Here is a 17,794-nt window from a genome sequence, read left to right as displayed (position 1 = left end):
ATGACTGAATAGGGGGAAGGAAAGTCTCATGCACATCAGCAAAATCTTGCGGTATCCGGTCAAAAGTCTGTCGGTTCAAGAGCTAACGCGTTGTCGTCTGACCCCCGGCCAAGGCCTGCCGTTTGATCGCCATTGGGCGTTGGCGCGCCCCGACGGCGACGCGGCTGACAACACGGCATGGCATCCCAAATCGCACTTTCTGGTGCAGGTGCGCGAACATGAATTGTCCCAGTTTAGAACGCATTTCGACGAGGCCTCCCTACGTTTGAACTTTGAAGCGCCGGGCGGTATGCACGGTTCCGGCAAACTTGACACGCAACCCGGCCGGGACGCCATTGCAACGGCGGTGGCAAAGCATTTAGGCTTGGACGAGGGCCCGCAAAATGAAGGCGGCACACCGATTTTGGTTGAAGCCCAAGAGATCGGTTATTTCGACACCACCAAAGGCCCCGTCTCATTGTTGAATATGGAGTCCGTGCGGGCCCTGGAAAAGCTGCTCAGCCGCCAACTGGACCCACTACGGTTTCGCATGAACCTGCTGCTGGAAGGTCTGCCCGCGTGGGCGGAAATGCACTGGCCCGGCAAACGCATAAAAATCGGCGACACGGTCTTGGAAATCACCCAAATCACCGGGCGCTGCAAAGCGACCCATATCAATCCCGACAGCGGTGAATTGGACGTCAAAGTCCTTCATGCCTTAAAAGAACACTTCGGCCACACGCAAATGGGCATTTACGCTGAAGTTGTTGAAGGCGGCGACATCAAAGCCGGGGACACAGTCACCCTGCTCGACTGATCTTGACGGAACGCTTTATGGACTCCCACATGCAAAACACTTTGGCCGAAGGCTATCGGATGCACCGCGCCGGAAACCTCAAGCAAGCCGCCCAACGTTACAAAACCGTCCTGAAATCGGCCCCCCACCAGCCCGACGCGCTGATGCTGATGGGCATATTACGCTATGAATTGGGGGCCTATGAGCAAGCCGTCAAATATTTGAGCGCTGCCACCAAAGTTACCCCCAACAATGGTGCTGCGCATTACAATTTAGGCCTAGCCCAACAAGCGCGGGGGCATTTTTCGGATGCACTCAAGGCCTTTACCGAGGCCCTGCGTCTCACCCCCAGCGATGCCAATGCCGCCTATGGAGCGGGGGCGGCCCTGGTTCGGTTGGGCCAATATGGCGAAGCCATCGCGCGACTGACCCGCGTGGAACCTTCGATGCTTGACAATCCCGGCGTGTACGGCTGTCTGGGTACGGCGTTCCAAGCCCAAGGAAACTTAGGGGCGGCAAAGACTGCGTTCTTACGTGCCTTGGAACTTGATGCCGATAACATAGAAGCTTTGTGCGGTCTCAGTTCTCTGCCGGCCACGTCCGTTCGTCCCCATGCAGCGTTTGCCTACAGTGAAAAGGCCGCCAAACTGGCCCCGGACAATATTCCGGCCCTCTTGGGCTATGCGATTTGGCTGGAAAAGAGCCGCCGTCTCGATGTTGCCGAGGCTCTGCTTTTAAAGTGCCTGAAAAAGGCCCCCCGCCATCCCGGGGCACAAACGGCCCTGGCGCGCATCGAAGTCTCAAAAGGTCAGTTCGAAACCGCCCGCACACGCCTGGAAAAGCTGGTTGAGAGCAATGATGTGACACCCGAAATCTTACACGATGCCTATGCCATTTTGGGCAAAGCTTTAGATAAACTGGGCCTTTATGAAGAGGCCTTCACCGCCTTTGAGCACAAAAACAGAGCCATGCTTAATCGACCGGAAAGCCGCCCCTTGGCCCGTGATATGGTGCCACATATCATCCGCATCACCCAAACTTGGTTAGAACAAGGCGGCCCCGCCAGTCTGCCCCAACAGACTACCTATGATGGCCACGCACCCATTTTTTTCATCGGCTTTCCCCGCTCCGGCACGACCTTGATGGAAATGATTCTCGGCTCGCACCCGGCCCTGCAAACATCGGGAGAGCTGCCTGCCATGGGCGTTGTCTTGGAAGAGCTTGACAACATCATCGGGCGCAAAATCAACTACCCGACCGACTTGGGCACGCTGAGCGATCAAAACTTAAACGATCTGCGCGCCATTTATTGGCAATGCTTTGACCAAGAGCTCACTGCGCCCCCTAGCGAGCGCACGCTGATTGACAAGAACCCACTGAATTTTTTGTACTTGCCACTGATCCGCGTGCTGTATCCCCGTGCCCGGGTGCTGATGGCCTTGCGCGATCCGCGCGACGTGTGCGTGAGCAACTTTATGCAGGCCTTTGTCCCCAACCTGTTCATGATCCACATGTCGGATATGACGGCCACGGCAAACCTCTATGGTCAATCCATGGCCCTTTGGCGGACAGCGAGAGACACCATCGGGTTATCTTGTTATGAATACCGCTATGAAGACCTAATCGACGATTTTGACGCCACCGTAGGCGGGGTTCTGGACTTCTTCGAATTGTCTTGGGACGAGGACGTGCGCAACTATCAAAGCACCGCTGAAAGCACCATCGTTTCGACCCCCAGTTATACGGACGTCTCAAATAAGCTCAGCCGCAAAGCCATCGGCCAATGGAAACACTACGCGCCGTTCATGGCAACCGCGCTTGAGATCCTCCAACCCGACATCCAAGCCTTCAACTACGATAAAACATAAAAAAAGGCCCCACGGTTTCAGCAGGGCCTTTTTTAAAATAAGGGACAGTCAGTGTTATGCCAAAATGGCTTTGCTTTCAACGTCCGCTTCCGCGTCCACAGGCTTAACCCGTCTTGTCCTCGGCTTTACCGGTGCTTTTGCAGGGGCCTCCAACGGCAATTCAGCGGGCACAACTGACACCGTTTCGGCCTGGGAAGAGACCTGAGGGGTGGCCTGAGAAGCAGGCTGGGCAGCAACCTGAGCGGCCTTCAGGGCGGCTTCGTTTGCTGCGGCAGCTTCGGCAGCCAGAGTGGCTTCGTTTTTGATCTGCACTGGGCGTCCACGACCACGTCCGCGCCTCACCTGCTCACCGGCTTGGCGTTCCCCGGCGGGGCGGTCATCAACAGGGCGTTCGTCCCCTTGACGGTCCTCGTTGCGTTGAGGCTGAGACTGGGTCTCCCCCCGAACGTGTTGAGAGACTTGCTGAGGATTCGGCTGAGAAGACGTCTGCTGTGCGGGCTGACGGACTTCCGGCTGATTGCCGCCGTCCGCCGGCTTCGGCGCGCGCGCTTGATCGTTTTCTGCATCGGCGTTGACGATCCGGTAATAATGTTCGGCAAACTGCAAATAGGCTTCAGCTTTTACGCGATCACCACCGGACTGCGAATCCCGGGCCAATTGCAAATATTTGTCCAAAACCTGCTGAGCGCTGCCGCGAACTTTGACGTCCGGTCCATTGCTCTCATAGTTTTGGTTGCGTGAACTCCGACGCGCCCCACCGTTATTGGGGTTGCCGTTGCCGCCACTGTTATTTCCACCGCCGCTGCCATTATTATTGTTGCTGCGACCTCGGGAACGTCTGGGGTTGGTACCTTGCTTCATGATATCTATTTTTGTTGTTGCATGGAAAAGCTAACCTTCCGACCCAAATCTCTTCGGGCACAAGCCGATACCTTAATTCCCGCGAAGTGTTCGAGGGGATGTTTGGCAACGTATGGAAGGGGTGGATGAATTTGTCGGCACCCAGAACAATGGACTTACGGTGCGGAACATGAGGCCTCATCCGGCCATTCAGTAAATTAACCCTAGCCTCATTAGGGCAGCTTTCCAACCTCTTTTTTCTTTGAGTTTGTATTTAATTTTCAAATGCTTTTCGCTTACGCGGCTTTATGGCCCAAGACCACCCGCGTGACACCGCCCAAGTCGGCGCGCTGCTCCACAACGTCAAGCCCCGCCCCCTTCAACAAAGCGGCAACGTCATCGGCCTGACCAATGCCAATTTCAAATCCGACCAAGCCGCCGGGCGCCAACAAAGTTGGCAGTTCTGCGACAATGGCACGATACGCATCCAGGCCATCTTCACCGCCATCCAGGGCCGCACGCGGTTCAAAATCACGCACATCTGGCTCTAAGCCTTCAATATCAAGCGCCGGAATGTAAGGGGGGTTGGACACCACCACATCAAACGGCGCGCCCAACGCGTGGGTCCAGTCCGGCCCGGTCCAATCCGCGCTGACAAACGCCACCCGCTCCACCAGTCCCAACGTGCGGCTATTTTCCTCGGCGATTTTGAGAGCCTCTAAACTGGCATCGACACCGATACCGACCGCGCTCGGCCACTCGCTCAGCAGCGCCAACACGATGCAGCCTGTGCCGGTCCCCAGATCCAAGATTCGTTTTGGGGGTTGAACGCAATGATCAACAACCGCCTCGACCAAAGTTTCCGTGTCGGGGCGCGGCGTCAGAGTGTCGGACGTCACTTTAAAGGCCAGGGACCAAAATTCTCGCACGCCAACAATTTGCGCCATGGGCATACGGCGACAGCGTTGGCTCAAGGCCTCTGCCAGGGCTTTGGCTTGGGCGAGAGAGAGCTGTTCATCCCGATCGGCAAGCACCCGTTCCGGCCCGCCCCCCAGCACAAAGCCCAACAGAACACGGGCTTCAAAAACAGGGTCATCAATGCCGGCGTCTTTCAACAGGGGCACGCAAACACGCTGGGCCTGGCCCACGGTCAAGTTTTGGAAATCTTCTAAGGTGCTCACGAAAGATCCGCTAAGCGTTGCGCCTGATCTTCAAAGCTCAGCGCGTCGATGAGTTCTTCCAACTCACCTTCCAGGACCCGATCAAGCTTGTGCAGGGTCAGATTGATGCGGTGATCGGTCACCCGGCCTTGGGGGAAGTTATAGGTGCGAATGCGCTCGGACCGATCCCCCGAACCCACTTGCCCCTTGCGCGATGCCGAGCGTTCCCGGTCCAACTCTTGACGCTGATGGTCGTACAGTTTGGCACGCAGCATGGTCATGGCTTTTTCTTTGTTCTTGTGCTGCGAACGACCGTCCTGACACTGCACCACAATGCCCGACGGCTCATGCACGATGCGCACCGCACTGTCGGTGGTGTTGACGTGCTGACCGCCCGCACCTTGGGCGCGATAGGTGTCGATGCGCAGGTCTTCGGTGCGCACTTGGATGTCCACGTCTTCGGCTTCGGGCAGCACCGCAACGGTCGCAGCAGAGGTGTGAATGCGCCCCCCCGATTCCGTTTCCGGCACACGTTGGACCCGGTGCACGCCCGATTCAAACTTCAATTTGGCAAACACGGCGCGCCCGGAAATCTCGGCGGTAGCTTCCTTATAGCCGCCAATGCCGGTTTCATTGACGTCCATCAGCTCAAACTTCCACCCTTGGCGTTCGGCAAAGCGCTGATACATGCGCATCAGATCGGCGGCAAAAAGCCCCGCTTCATCGCCGCCGGTGCCGGCGCGCACTTCCAAAATGGCGTTTTTATCATCGGCTTCGTCTTTGGGCAGCAGCATCACCTGAACTTGGTGTTCCAGTTCCGGCAGTTGCTCTTTCAGATCTTGCACTTCGGCCTGGGCCAGTTCGCGCATCTCCGCATCGTTGGCCGATTCAGCAAGCAAAGCCTGGGCTTCCTTCAAACTTGCGCGAGCTGTTTCCAGCGCCTCAATCGCTTGGACGATCGGGTTTAAGTCAGAATATTCCTTGGACATTTTGCGAAACGCGTCCGGCACCACGTTCCCTGCGGACAACAGGGCACCCAACTCTTCGTGGCGATCTTGCACACGTTTGAGGTTTTCTTCGAGGCTCACGTTGAGGCCTTTTCATCATTGAGGTCAAACAGGCGTTCCAAAGCGAATTCCAGGCGCGCCCAGGCCGCTTCATCATCGGCGGCGATGCGGCGCATGGCCTCGGAAGGATCGTGCAACAAGCGCCCAACCAAAAGGCGGGTGGCTTTTTCAGCGTCGCCGCCCGCATCTTTTAAGGCTTGTTCGCGGGCCGCATCAAACTTTGTGCGCAAGCGTGTCAACGCCGGTACAGCGGCGCGTTCGGCGCGGGTTTTCACAAAGTTAACGACTTCCTGGCGAACGATATCTTCGGCGTGCCGGGCTTCTTGCTCCCGCCCGGCGCGGCCTTTCAAGGCAACCTGTTCAAGATCACCAAGACCATAAACAAAGGCATCGTCCAACGCTTCCACTTGCGGCTCGACATCGCCCGGCACGCCCGCATCGACGATGAACATCGGGCGCTGTCGGCGCGCCTTCAACGCGGCTTTCACCGGGGCTTGACCAAGGCTGAAGCGCCGCGTGCCCACCGCCGTCAGAACGATGTCGCATTCGCCCAAGAGGCTTTCAAAATCATCGAAGTCCGCCACATGAACGCCCAGCTCGCGGGCCAGGGCGTCAACCCGCCCGGCGCGGGGATGGGTCAGCGTCAACCGCCCCAGACCCATTTTCAACAAATCGCGGGCAATCATTTCGCCCATATCCCCGGTGCCCACCAGCACCGCATTGCAGCGCTTCAAATCGCCGAACAGATCACGGGCAATCTGCACCGCGCTGGTCGACATGCTGACCGGGCCTTCGCCGATTTTGGTTTCCGTGCGCACCCGTTTGGCCGTGGCAAAGGCCGCTTGCATCAAGGTTTCCAGCTCAGCGCGCACGTGGTCGGTTTCGGTGGCTTGGCGATGGGCATGCTTCACTTGACCCAACACTTGGGGTTCCCCCATCATCAAGCTGTCCAGCGATGCGGTGACGCGAAACATGTGCTCAACCGCCGCTTCGTCAACCAAGGTATAGGTTTGCTCGCGAATTTCTTCGAGTTCGCATTCGCCTTCTTTGGCCAAGACTTCCAACACGGCTTTTTCAAAGGCGTCCGGGTTTTGGGTGATACCGATGGCTTCGACCCGGTCACAGGTGGACAGCAAAATGACTTGAGCCACGCCCCGTTCCGCCAAATCGTGCAGCACAGAAGGCACGCGCGGCTCTTCAATGAAGATACGGTCGCGCATGACCATCGTCGAAGAGCGGTGGTTCGCCCCCACGATGATCGGTCGGCCTTTGGCAATCCGGTTTTCGGTCATGCGCCACCATAGCGCTTTTGCACGTACGCTTCGACCATCTCTTGAAATTGCTTGGCCAAATTCTCGCCTTTGAGGGTTGCCACCTTTTCACCGTCCACAAACACCGGGGCCGAGGGAGTTTCGCCGGTGCCGGGCAACGAGATGCCGATATCGGCTTGTTTGCTTTCGCCGGGACCGTTGACGATGCAGCCCATCACCGCCAATTTTAAGCTTTCCGCGCCGGGATAGGCCGTGCGCCACTCCGGCATGCGGGTGCGGACATAGTTTTGAATGTCCATCGCCAGCTCTTGGAACGAGGTCGACGTGGTGCGTCCGCAACCGGGGCAAGCGATGACTTGGGGCGAGAAACTGCGCAAGTGAAGGCTTTGCAAGATTTCCTGAGCGACCCGCACTTCGCGTTCCCGGGCCGCCCCCGGTTCGGGCGTCAAGGACACGCGGATGGTATCGCCGATGCCTTCGGACAACAAAATCGACAACGCCGCCGTGGACGCAACGATGCCCTTGTCGCCCATTCCAGCCTCGGTCAGGCCCAAATGCAAGGCATAGGTGGAGCGCTCTGCCAGCAAACGGTAGACATTCACCAGTTCCGGGGCTTCGCTGACTTTACACGAGATGACGATGCGATCTTTGCCCAGGCCCAACTGCTCGGCCCGCTCGGCACTGCCCAGCGCCGATTGAACCAGGGCTTCGCGGGTGACGTCTTGGGGCGAGCGCGGCTCGGATAACTTGGCGTTTTCATCCATCAAGGACTGTGCCAGATCTTGATCCAAACTGCCCCAATTGACGCCGATGCGCACAGCTTTATCCAGCTTTGCCGCCAGTTCAATCATCGACAAAAACTGTGAATCGCGTTTTTCTTTAAAGCCCACATTGCCGGGATTGATGCGAAATTTTGCCAGCGCCTCGGCGCACGCGGGGTGGTCGGCCAAAAGTTTGTGGCCAATGTAGTGAAAATCGCCGATCAACGGCACAGTGACATTTTGCGCCAACAACTTTTCGCGAATATAGGGCACCGCTCTGGCGGCTTCGTCACGATCTACGGTCAGGCGCACCAGTTCGGATCCCGCCCCCGCCAACGCTGCGACTTGCGCCACGGTGGCGTCGATATTGGCCGTGTCGGTGTTGGTCATAGACTGTACGCGCACAACATGCCCACCGCCGACCTTGACCCCGTCGATGTCGACGCAGACGGTCTGATGGCGGTTTGGCGCAGCCTGTTGAGAAAGTGAGCTCATGTACGGGTTCCTGAGAGAACTTCTAAGGGGGCTATATACCGCGCCCAGCCCGATTTCGGAAGCGCTCTTGCACAGATCTCCTGATTGGGACAACAAACACAACGGTCCAGTGTGGTTCCGTTCGCCAGAGCTATTCGCTCACCGCCGTTCCGGCCTTCAACTTATCGACATCCAATTCCACGCTGCGGCGAACCTCGCCAATGGCACCGATGGAAGGGGCTGCGACATCATCTACGCGCAATTCCAAGGCTCCGGCATTGCCCGTCATCAAGCGTAACCCGCTGCGATTGGGCACCTTGTATTCATCCCCCTTGCGCAACAGGCGGGTAAACAGCAAACGATCTGCCACCTCATCGCGGACCTGAATCCAACTGTTTGAAAGGGCGTGTACGGTGATGCGACTCGGCCCTTCGTTTTGGCGTTCCTGGGTCGGGGCCGGCTCGATTGAGGTGGGGGCAACAACGGTTGGCGCGGAGACGGCTGGCTGGGGAACGGTTGGCGTGTCAACCGCGGGAACAGCCGTGACAGGGGCGGACTCAATCCGTGCAGGAGCAGGCGGCGTTTTATCCGCTGTCGGCATGGATTCCGGAACCTTAAGGGGCTCTTTCGCGGGCGTGGTCGGCGTTTGGTCCGCTACATTTCCAGCAGCATCCGAAGCGCGCGCCGCCATCGGCATCTCCGTTTTTGGGGTCGCCTCAACTTCGGCGACCTGTTTTTTCATGGCTGACACGGGAACATCCTCAGCATTGTCCTGAGGTGATGAAATTTCTTCCGGGCTTTCGGGCGGCATGTTTGTTTTTGGGGCAAGTTCCGAGGTCGCTTCCGCAACAACAGCGGCTTGTGGTGCCGTTTCCGAGGTGGATTCGGGCGTGCCTTCAGGGGCAGTAGAGGTGGCTTCTGAGGTTATTGCGCTTGCCTTATCGGTCACCGACGCCATGTATTCCGGAACGGTTTCAACCCGCGCCGCATCAACACCATCCCCGGTGGAGTTCCAATACCACATCCCATAGGCCAAGGCTGCAAAGATAACGCCGAGGCCCAGCACCGCACCACCGGGCACGCCGCTGTCGGACATGGGCTTGGGAAACACCAAATCTTTTTTACCGTTGAGACCCGCCGCTTCGACTTTGTAGCGACGCACCACTTCCTCGCCGTCGAGGTGCAGGTGCTCCGCATAACTGCGCACGAACCCAATGGCATACGCCGCACCTGGAAGGTCCGCGTGTCGATCATCTTCCAGGGCTTCCAGATATTTCTGGCTGATGCGCAGGGCGCGGGCCACATCGGCAATGCCAATACCGGCGCGTTTGCGCGTTTCGCGTAATAACCCACCCACAGTTGTCGAAGTGGCTGATGGTTGAGAAGAAGGACTATTTGAAAACGATTGGCTATTGGTCACGCGAAAACCCCTATACGGGGAAATTGTTCAATCAGCGCCCCGCTATATATCGTGTATTCTGCCCGATGCTCACTAAAATGCAAGGACTTGCCTTGAAATTACGGCTCAAATCTTAATCCCGTGGTCCTTGGCAAAGGCCTTAAGCCGTGGACGGATACTCACCCGGGGTATTTCAAGCACAGAATGGACAAACTGCGCCACTTGACGTTCCGACATGGAACGGATCATTTCCTTCACCGGGCCCAACGCGGGCGGCGGCATCGAAAGACGACGAAACCCGATACCCACAAGCGCCATCGCTTCCAAAGGGTTGCCCGCAGCCGCACCACACACACTGACCGGCACATTCGCCTGGTCGCAGCGATCACGCACGGATTTCAGAAATCCCAACGCAAACGGCGACAAGATATCGTATCGCTCAGAAACATGAGCATTACCGCGATCCGTGGCGTACAAAAACTGCATCAAATCATTTGAGCCAACGGACACAAAATCCACCCGTTTGAGCAACTTATCAAGCTGCAGCGCCAGGGCGGGCACTTCCAACATGACCCCGGTATAAACATGTTCCGGCAAAATTCCGCCGCGTTCTTTTTCCCGGTCCAGTTCGCGTTGCAAAAGCTTCTTGGCCGCATCGAATTCTTCGACTTCCGCGATCATCGGGAACATCACATGAATATCGCGCCCCTGTGCGGCCTGGATCAAGGCCCGCAACTGTTGGCGCAAAATCGCCGGACGATCCAAGCAAATGCGAATGGCGCGCCACCCCATGGCCGGATTCTCTTCGTCCAACTCCCCCCAATAGGGCAGAACTTTATCGCCGCCCACGTCAATGGTGCGAAACACCACGGGTTTCCCATTGGCGCGGTCCAAGACTTTTTCGTACAGCGTGCGCTGTGCAGGCACATCAGGAAATTCGGCGCGCACCATGAACGGCACTTCGGTGCGGTACAAGCCGACGCCATTGGCCCCCGTCGTTTCGATTTGGTCGAAATCGAACAATAGACCGGCATTGATGGAGAGACTGACCTCAATGCCATCAAGGGTCTTGGCCGGCAAATCTTTGAGCTGAGCATACTGGGCTTTGATTTGCTCCAGGGCTTTGCGGGTTTCGTGAAACGCTTGCTGGACGTCTTCGCCGGGACGGACCAAAACCTGAGAATGTTGCCCATCGACGATGATGCTTTCGCCATTGTCGATTTTCGACAGCACTTCGCGCACATGGCCCATAACCGGAATGTCCAAAGCGCGTGCCACGATGGCAACGTGTGACGTCGCGGAACCTTCTTCCAAGACCAAACCGCGCAAGCGCGTATGGTCGTATTCCAAAAGCTCTGCCGGGCCCATATTGCGCGCCACCAAGATGACGTGTTCGGGAAGGTCATCCTTGTCTACCGTGATGGTGCCCAGAAGTTGTTTGAGCAAACGGTTGCCCAAGTCTTCCATATCGTGCATCCGCTCACGCAAGTAGGGATCCGACGAGGCGCCCAAGCGAGCACGCATTTCATTTTTGACTTTAAGCACTGCCGCTTCAGCGGTCAGGCCAGAGGTCACGGCTTCTTCGGTACGGCGCAGCCAACCGGCGTCTTCCGCCACCATGCGGAAGGCCTCCAGCACATCTTCGTGCTCTCCCCCTTCCCCGGCGGTCAAGGGGCTTTGGCTCAAAATCGTGTCCAATTGGCCCAGCATGGCGGTAAAGGCCTCATGCAAGCGAACCATTTCTTGTTCTGGATCTTCGGCCACCAAATCGCCGATATCGAAACTGGGTTCGTGCAAGACCGCTTGACCGATGCCCAGGCCGATGCTGAAACAGGTCCCTTCCAGGCGCAAGGGTTTCAGCGCAATGCCATCGGTGGGCATCAGTTCATGACGACTGATCAGTTCCCCGCCCGCGACCATTTCCGCCAAGACCATGGCGACGGTCTGCAAGGTTTCGATTTCTTCATCGGTGTATTGGCGTTCGGTTTTGTTTTGCACCGCCGCAACACCAACCACGCGGCCCGCGCGCAGCACCGGGACCCCCATCAGGGAGTGAAATTCATCTTCACCGGTTTCCGGTCGAAACACGAAATTGGGGTGCGCTTGTGCATCGGACAAGGCCAGCGGCGCGGCGCGGGCGGCAATTTCACCGATCAGCCCTTCGCCAAAACGCAGTCGCGTCACGTGCACGGCTTTGGGGCTCAAACCTTGGGTAGAAAACAGTTCCAACACGTCGCCCGCACGGCGCACATAAACCGAACACACCTCTGTCACCAAATCGGCGGCAATAATTGCGGTGATTTTATCCAGGCGCGACTGTGCCGAGCCTTCGCCCGCCATCACGTCGCGTACCCTTGCGAGCAGTCGCCTCGGGGCCGTAGATATTGAGGCCGGATTCATATGATCGGCTCCCGCTTATTGTGTCGTGTGCCGCGTTTGCTTATGCGTTTGGTGTTGCGCTACGCGCCTTGACGCGCATCGATGTATACGTGGGCTTGGTCAATCAATTCTGCAAAGATATCCGCCATGGGCTGTTCGCTTTTAACCATGCCGACAATTTGCCCTGCCATCAAGGAGCCACCTTCAACATCACCGTCGATCACAGCGCGCCTTAAGGCCCCAGCCCAAAAATGTTCAATTTCCAATTGAGCTTCGTGCTGATCAAGTTCACCAGCGTAGTGTTTTTCGATCACCCGGCGTTGGGTTTCCATAAAGGTTTGCGTGCCCTTGTTGACGATGGCGCGCACCGGAATAACAGGAAAGCGCGGGTCGATCTGCACGGTCGGCACGGCGTCGCGCGCCGAAGCCCTGATAAAGGCCTTTTTGAAGTTATCATGGGCAATGCTTTCCGTCGCACAAACCAACCGCGTGCCCAACTGCACACCCGCCGCGCCCTGCTCAAGATAACTCACAATCGTTTCACCCCGGCCGATACCGCCCGCGACAAACACCGGAACTTCGGTGATGTTGGGCAGAATTTCTTGAGCCAAAACCGATGTCGAAACCGGACCAATGTGGCCGCCAGCTTCACTGCCTTCAATCACCAAAGCATCTGCACCGCTGCGCACCAAGCGTTTGGCCAAAACCAACGCGGGGGCAAAGCAAATCACTTTAGCACCGCCTTCTTTCAGTTTTTTGATGGCCGATCCGGATGGCAATCCCCCCGCCAGCACCACATGAGAGACGGACAGCTGCAAACACACGTCGATCAACTTGTCCAAATCCGGATGCATGGTGATCAAATTGACGCCGAACGGTTTGCTGGTCATCGCCTTGGTGGCGACAATTTCCGCATGCAAAAGATCCGCACCCATGGACCCGCAAGCCAACACGCCAAACCCGCCCGCGTTGGAAATGGCCGACACCAGATGGCGTTCGGACACCCAGGACATGGCGCCGCCCAAGATGGCGTATTGAGAACCGAGAAAATCCCGGCCCCGCGACCACAGTTGGTTTAGGCGCTGTTCAGCAAAAACGCTCATATCAGATCCCGTCAAATTCATTTACTCAATAAATTTAGTCTGTCGCATCCAAACCATATGCGGTGTGCAGAGCGCGCAACGCCAATTCGGTATAGTCTTCCGCCACCAAAACACTGACTTTGATTTCGGACGTCGAAATCACCTGAATGTTGATGCCCTTGTCGGCCAGCGCCTGGAACATCCGCTGCGCAATGCCCGCATGCGAACGCATGCCGACACCGATCACGGAAATTTTCACAACGTTGGAATCGGCCAGCAAGTCCTTGTAGCTGACTTCGGCGGTATGCTTGCGCACCGTTTCGACAGCGCGCACCATATCGGATTTGGTCACCGTAAAGGTCATGTCCGTCGACTTGCCGTCTTCAGACACGTTTTGCACGATCATATCCACGTTGATGCTGGCTTCGGCCAACGGACCAAACAATTTGGCCGCAATGCCCGGCTCATCAGAAACGCCGATAAGGGTAATTTTTGCTTCATCGCGGCTATAGGCAATGCCGCTGATCAGTTCATGTTCCACGATCTCGTCCTCGTCCACAACTAAGGTGCCTTCATCGTCCGAGAAACTCGAACGCACTTGCAGGCGTACCCCATGCTTCATTGCCACTTCTACGGAGCGGGTCTGCAGGACCTTTGCTCCCAATGAGGCCATCTCGAGCATTTCCTCAAAGGTAATTTTGTCGAGTTTTTTGGCCTTCGATACGATCCGGGGATCGGTGGTGTAAACACCGTCCACGTCTGTATAGATGTCACACCGATCCGCCTTCAACGCGGCGGCCAGCGCCACGGCCGAGGTATCGGAACCGCCGCGCCCCAAGGTCGTGACGCGTTTGTCGCTGCCGACGCCTTGAAACCCCGGCACGACGGCGACTTCGCCGTCTGCCAGTCGTTTTAAGACTTCTGAACAATCGATATCCAAGATGCGGGCTTTGCCGTGGGCGCTATCGGTGCTGACGGGCAATTGCCAGCCCATCCAGGACCGCGCCGTCACGCCCAAGTTTTGCAGCGCCAACGCCAAAAGCCCCGCCGTCACCTGCTCCCCGCTGGACACCACCACGTCATATTCGCGGGTGTCGTACAGCGGATTGATCGACGTCACATAGTCGACCAACTGGTTGGTCACGCCAGACATGGCCGACACCACCACGGCGACTTGATTACCGGCGTCCACTTCGCGCTTCACGCGCTTCGCGACGTTTTGAATGCGTTCGACGTCGCCCACCGAGGTCCCGCCAAATTTTTGTACAATGAGTGCCATTTGCCGTCTTATACCTACCGTCTTAATTTCTTGTAGATCTTACGTTTGCGTTTCTCAAATTCGAATAATTTAATCATTTGTGCCCGCTTTGGACCCGACAAAGACTGGAAAAGCACTGGAAACAAACCCAGATTCAGCTTATGACAGCCCCAATAAGGGGAACGGGCGGCTATACATACCCGCTATGCCCCAATCTCGCAAGTACGCCAACACCTGCCCAGCTTGAAAAAACCTGATCTGAAAAGGCTTAAGCCCCATGACCGACTCCCAGACCAGCACAGCCAATCCCGAAGAGATTGCGCGCTTTACCGCCATGGCGGATGCATGGTGGGACCCAACCGGCAAATTCCGCCCGTTGCACCAGCTCAATACGGCGCGCATTCAGTTCATCAAAGACAACGTTTGTCGCCATTTTGGCTTGGATGCCAACGCTGAGCGCCCTCTCAAAGGGTTGAACATCGTTGATATCGGCTGCGGCGGGGGACTGCTGTCGGAACCCATGGCGCGCCTTGGCGCCACCATGGTTGGCATCGATGCGGGGGAGAAAAACATCGAAATCGCCAAAATCCACGCCCTTCAAAGCGAACTCGACATCGACTACCGCAATGTTTTGCCCGAAGACCTGGCTCAAGAAGGCCGATGCTTTGACGTCGTGTTGAACATGGAAGTGATTGAACACGTTGCCGACACCGAGGCCTTCATGGCGGCATCGGCGGCGCTGCTCGGCGAAAAGGGCTGCATGGTTTTGTCGACCATGAACCGCAATTTTAAATCCCTGATGTTAGGCAAAATTGCCGCGGAATACCTGCTCCGGTGGCTTCCCATCGGCACCCACGATTGGAAAAAGTTTCTCAAACCTAGTGAATTGGCACGTTTGATCCATCCACACGGACTGGCATTCACCGACCTGCAAGGCATGGTCTACAATCCCATGCAGGACACCTGGACCCTGTCCAAATCTAACTTGGATGTGAATTATTTGGGGTTTGCTGAGAAAAAAGCCGGGCTTTAAGGCCGTAATTGTTGCACCGCGACCTTAATTATTACGTCGCGATTGGCCCGGAATACGCAGGAAATCGATGCCTTCTTCTTTTAACTCTTCGGCGTCTTCTTCGCTGGTTTTGCCATAAATGCCACGTTCTTCTGTATCGCCGTAGTGCATTTTACGGGCTTCAGAGGCGAATTCATCGCCGACATTTTCGAAGTGTTCTTCGGCATAATCGTGAATTTGGCCGACCGCGTCTAAGATTTGCTGGGCCACTTCTTGGGCGCGGCGCTCATCCATGACATTCACGTCACTAACGGGCTGAGCACTCACTTCACGGGCGCTGTCTTCAGCTTTCTGGGCGCTGGCTTCCTGATCTCCCCCGTCCCCCCTCGACGTTGCAAGATGAGGGGCCATCGGGGCCTTGGAAACGTTGGTTGAACCGCAATACGGGCATTCGACATCACCCGCCACCGTCTGCTCATCATAAGAGGTGCTGTTGCGAAACCACGCCTCAAAACTATGTTCATCGGCGCAGCGAAGTTGGTAAAGGATCATCGGCGCAAACCCGTTATTCAATTTGGTTGTGAAATACTATAGTGGAATCGAGACAAAACCGAAACCTCGTTCGATCACAGCATCAAAGACTACGCTTTAAGGGTTAACAAATGTCCAACACCGACACCTCTGTCGACAAATCATTCCGCCATTTGCGCATCACTCAGCCGTCACCTTGGATTGCGCGTTGGCTGCCTTTGTTTAAGCCCCACGCCCAGGTTTTGGACTTGGCGGCAGGGGGCGGACGCCATGGTCGTTTGTGTCTTGAGCACGGCCACAGCGTCACGTTTGTGGATCGCACCCTTGAGCCGCTGTCCGATTTGCAAGACACCCCGCACGCTGAAGTGATCCAAGCCGACCTGGAAGATGGCTCCCCTTGGCCTCTTGGAGAGCGCCGTTTCGATGCGGTGATCGTCGTGAACTATCTGCACAGAGATTTAAACACAGAGATTTTGGCCGCCCTCAACCCCGGTGGCGTGTTGCTGTATGAAACCTTTGCGCTCGGCAATGAAGACTACAGCCGCCCGCGCAACCCCGACCATCTGCTCAAGGCGGGTGAGCTGTTACGCATGGCCCAAGGCAAACTGAACGTGGTGGCGTATGAACAGGGCCTGGTCACCAATGCCGATATTCAGGGCGTAAAACAGCGCCTATGCGCCGTCAACGATTTGGGCCAATCCGAGCGCGAAGACGGCGAACCGCCCGTTCACCCCATTTGACCCCGTCATTTGAAGTCAGTCATAGCGCCTAAAATAATTTACGGGTATGCATCAGCGACGGCACTTGGGAACGTGCCTCGACCACCAAATTCGGGTCAATGTCGACGATGATGAACCCCGGTTCATCGCCCGCATCCGCCAGTACCCGGCCCCAAGGATCGATGATCAGGGCATGGCCAAAGGTTTTGCGGCCTCCCGCATGGCTTCCGGTTTGCGCGGGGGCAAACACGTAACAGCCGTTTTCAATAGCCCGTGCGCGCAACAACACATGCCAATGCGCTTCGCCCGTGGGCACGGTAAACGCCGCCGGAACCGCCAGCATGGTGGCACCGCCGTGGGCCAAGGCTCGATACAAATAGGGAAAACGCACGTCGTAACACGTGCTCAACCCCAACCCACCCCACGGCAAATCGACCAGTACGGTTTCGCTGCCGGGGCTAAACGTGGCGGATTCACGATAGCTTTCCCCATTGGCCAAATCGACGTCGAACATGTGGATTTTGTCATAGGTGGAAGCGATTTTACCGTCCGGCGAAAAGACAAATGATCGGTTGGCGATTTTGTCGCCGTTCCAGATCGCCAGGGTGCCGGCATGGAGCCAGATGTCGAGCTCGACGGCAAGGGCACTAAAGGCCTCGATGGCCGGGTGGCGATCTTGAGAACGGGCATGGGCGCGAATGTTGTCGGGGCCGAACGTCATCATTGCGACATTTTCGGGGAACAGCACAAACTCCGCCCCCAGCACCGCCGCTTCGCGCGCCAACTCACAGGCCTCATCAATGTTGGCGGCCATGTCATCGCTGGCATTGACTTGTACGCAAGCGGTTTTAAAGCGTGCTAACGACCCGGTCACGGCAAAATCCTTGTGAAGTGTTCGTTAAGCAAGCCCCAGCATGCCATTCAACTCGCCATCGAAATCAAGTTCGAACAGATCGTCGCAGCCGCCAATCGGTTTGTCGTCGATGAAAATCTGCGGCACCGTATGACCACCTGAACGTTTTTCCATTTCCGTGCGCTTGGCGCGGTCCGTCATCACGTTGAATTCCTGGTATTTAACGCCCTTTTTGTTCAGCAGGGCTTTGGCACGAACGCAATAGGGGCAAATGGGTGTGGTGTAGATTTCAATTTTAGCCATGATGTCTTTCCAAATGTTAGGTCACGCCAGTAGACCGTGAGC

16 protein-coding genes are annotated in these 17,794 nt (G+C 56.7%); 4 read left to right on the top strand and 12 right to left on the bottom strand.

Annotated features, from left to right (window positions below):
- Positions 1-28 precede the first annotated feature (28 nt).
- Complete coding sequence (locus BEN30_RS10305; protein ID WP_069958261.1) at positions 29-796, top strand: MOSC domain-containing protein; 768 nt, start codon at positions 29-31, stop codon at positions 794-796.
- A 29-nt stretch (positions 797-825) separates the two neighbouring features.
- The gene (locus BEN30_RS10300; RefSeq protein ID WP_069958260.1) at positions 826-2,643 is read left to right on the top strand and encodes a tetratricopeptide repeat-containing sulfotransferase family protein; all 1,818 of its coding nucleotides are present in this window, start codon (positions 826-828) and stop codon (positions 2,641-2,643) included.
- 54 nt (positions 2,644-2,697) lie between these two features.
- Here the strand turns inward: BEN30_RS10300 and BEN30_RS10295 are convergent, their stop codons facing one another.
- The 9 genes from BEN30_RS10295 to BEN30_RS10255 all read right to left on the bottom strand — a co-directional run bounded on the left by BEN30_RS10295 (position 2,698) and on the right by BEN30_RS10255 (position 14,355).
- Positions 2,698-3,504, bottom strand: a complete 807-nt coding sequence (locus BEN30_RS10295) for a DUF4167 domain-containing protein (protein ID WP_069958259.1) — start codon at positions 3,502-3,504, stop codon at positions 2,698-2,700.
- Between the two features lie 275 nt (positions 3,505-3,779).
- A complete protein-coding gene (gene prmC / locus BEN30_RS10290) occupies positions 3,780-4,664 on the bottom strand; it encodes a peptide chain release factor N(5)-glutamine methyltransferase (RefSeq protein ID WP_069958258.1) in 885 nt (294 codons plus the stop codon).
- The gene (gene prfA, locus BEN30_RS10285; protein ID WP_069958257.1) at positions 4,661-5,731 is read right to left on the bottom strand and encodes a peptide chain release factor 1; all 1,071 of its coding nucleotides are present in this window, start codon (positions 5,729-5,731) and stop codon (positions 4,661-4,663) included. The genes prmC and prfA overlap by 4 nt, the downstream gene beginning before the upstream one ends.
- Positions 5,728-7,002 (bottom strand): glutamyl-tRNA reductase, encoded by a 1,275-nt coding sequence (gene hemA / locus BEN30_RS10280; RefSeq protein WP_069958256.1) that lies wholly within the window; start codon positions 7,000-7,002, stop codon positions 5,728-5,730. Before hemA ends, prfA begins: the two co-directional genes overlap by 4 nt.
- On the bottom strand, positions 6,999-8,237 hold the full coding sequence (gene ispG / locus BEN30_RS10275; RefSeq protein ID WP_069958255.1) for a flavodoxin-dependent (E)-4-hydroxy-3-methylbut-2-enyl-diphosphate synthase: 1,239 nt from the start codon (positions 8,235-8,237) through the stop codon (positions 6,999-7,001). Before ispG ends, hemA begins: the two co-directional genes overlap by 4 nt.
- Before the next feature lie 130 nt (positions 8,238-8,367).
- On the bottom strand, positions 8,368-9,636 hold the full coding sequence (locus tag BEN30_RS10270) for a helix-turn-helix domain-containing protein (protein ID WP_084005367.1): 1,269 nt from the start codon (positions 9,634-9,636) through the stop codon (positions 8,368-8,370).
- A gap of 105 nt (positions 9,637-9,741) precedes the next feature.
- Entirely contained in the window at positions 9,742-11,955 is a 2,214-nt protein-coding gene (gene ptsP, locus BEN30_RS10265; protein WP_245649037.1) for a phosphoenolpyruvate--protein phosphotransferase, read from the bottom strand.
- Positions 11,956-12,074: 119 nt separating this feature from the next.
- The gene (locus BEN30_RS10260; protein WP_211563359.1) at positions 12,075-13,097 is read right to left on the bottom strand and encodes an NAD(P)H-dependent flavin oxidoreductase; all 1,023 of its coding nucleotides are present in this window, start codon (positions 13,095-13,097) and stop codon (positions 12,075-12,077) included.
- Between the two features lie 34 nt (positions 13,098-13,131).
- On the bottom strand, positions 13,132-14,355 hold the full coding sequence (locus tag BEN30_RS10255) for an aspartate kinase (protein ID WP_069958251.1): 1,224 nt from the start codon (positions 14,353-14,355) through the stop codon (positions 13,132-13,134).
- Positions 14,356-14,611: 256 nt separating this feature from the next.
- Between BEN30_RS10255 and ubiG the strand changes: the two genes are divergently transcribed.
- A complete protein-coding gene (ubiG, locus tag BEN30_RS10250; RefSeq protein WP_069958250.1) occupies positions 14,612-15,367 on the top strand; it encodes a bifunctional 2-polyprenyl-6-hydroxyphenol methylase/3-demethylubiquinol 3-O-methyltransferase UbiG in 756 nt (251 codons plus the stop codon).
- A 24-nt stretch (positions 15,368-15,391) separates the two neighbouring features.
- Here ubiG and BEN30_RS10245 read toward each other — a convergent pair whose 3' ends face one another.
- Positions 15,392-15,898: a DUF1178 family protein gene (locus BEN30_RS10245; RefSeq protein WP_069958249.1), complete on the bottom strand. Its 507-nt coding sequence runs from the start codon at positions 15,896-15,898 to the stop codon at positions 15,392-15,394.
- 110 nt (positions 15,899-16,008) lie between these two features.
- On the opposite strand from BEN30_RS10245, the gene BEN30_RS10240 reads away from it, so the two are divergent.
- Positions 16,009-16,617: a class I SAM-dependent methyltransferase gene (locus BEN30_RS10240; RefSeq protein ID WP_069958248.1), complete on the top strand. Its 609-nt coding sequence runs from the start codon at positions 16,009-16,011 to the stop codon at positions 16,615-16,617.
- Positions 16,618-16,645: 28 nt separating this feature from the next.
- On the opposite strand, the gene BEN30_RS10235 is transcribed toward BEN30_RS10240, so the two are convergent.
- Both BEN30_RS10235 and grxC read right to left on the bottom strand, forming a co-directional pair.
- Positions 16,646-17,470, bottom strand: a complete 825-nt coding sequence (locus BEN30_RS10235; RefSeq protein WP_084005365.1) for a carbon-nitrogen hydrolase family protein — start codon at positions 17,468-17,470, stop codon at positions 16,646-16,648.
- Positions 17,471-17,494: 24 nt separating this feature from the next.
- The gene (grxC, locus tag BEN30_RS10230; RefSeq protein ID WP_069958247.1) at positions 17,495-17,752 is read right to left on the bottom strand and encodes a glutaredoxin 3; all 258 of its coding nucleotides are present in this window, start codon (positions 17,750-17,752) and stop codon (positions 17,495-17,497) included.
- Between the last annotated feature and the right edge of the window lie 42 nt (positions 17,753-17,794).

This window comes from Magnetovibrio blakemorei, assembly GCF_001746755.1.
In the GTDB taxonomy this organism is placed as follows: Bacteria; Pseudomonadota; Alphaproteobacteria; order Rhodospirillales; family Magnetovibrionaceae; genus Magnetovibrio; species Magnetovibrio blakemorei.
This window is presented reverse-complemented; position numbering and strand designations above follow the sequence as displayed.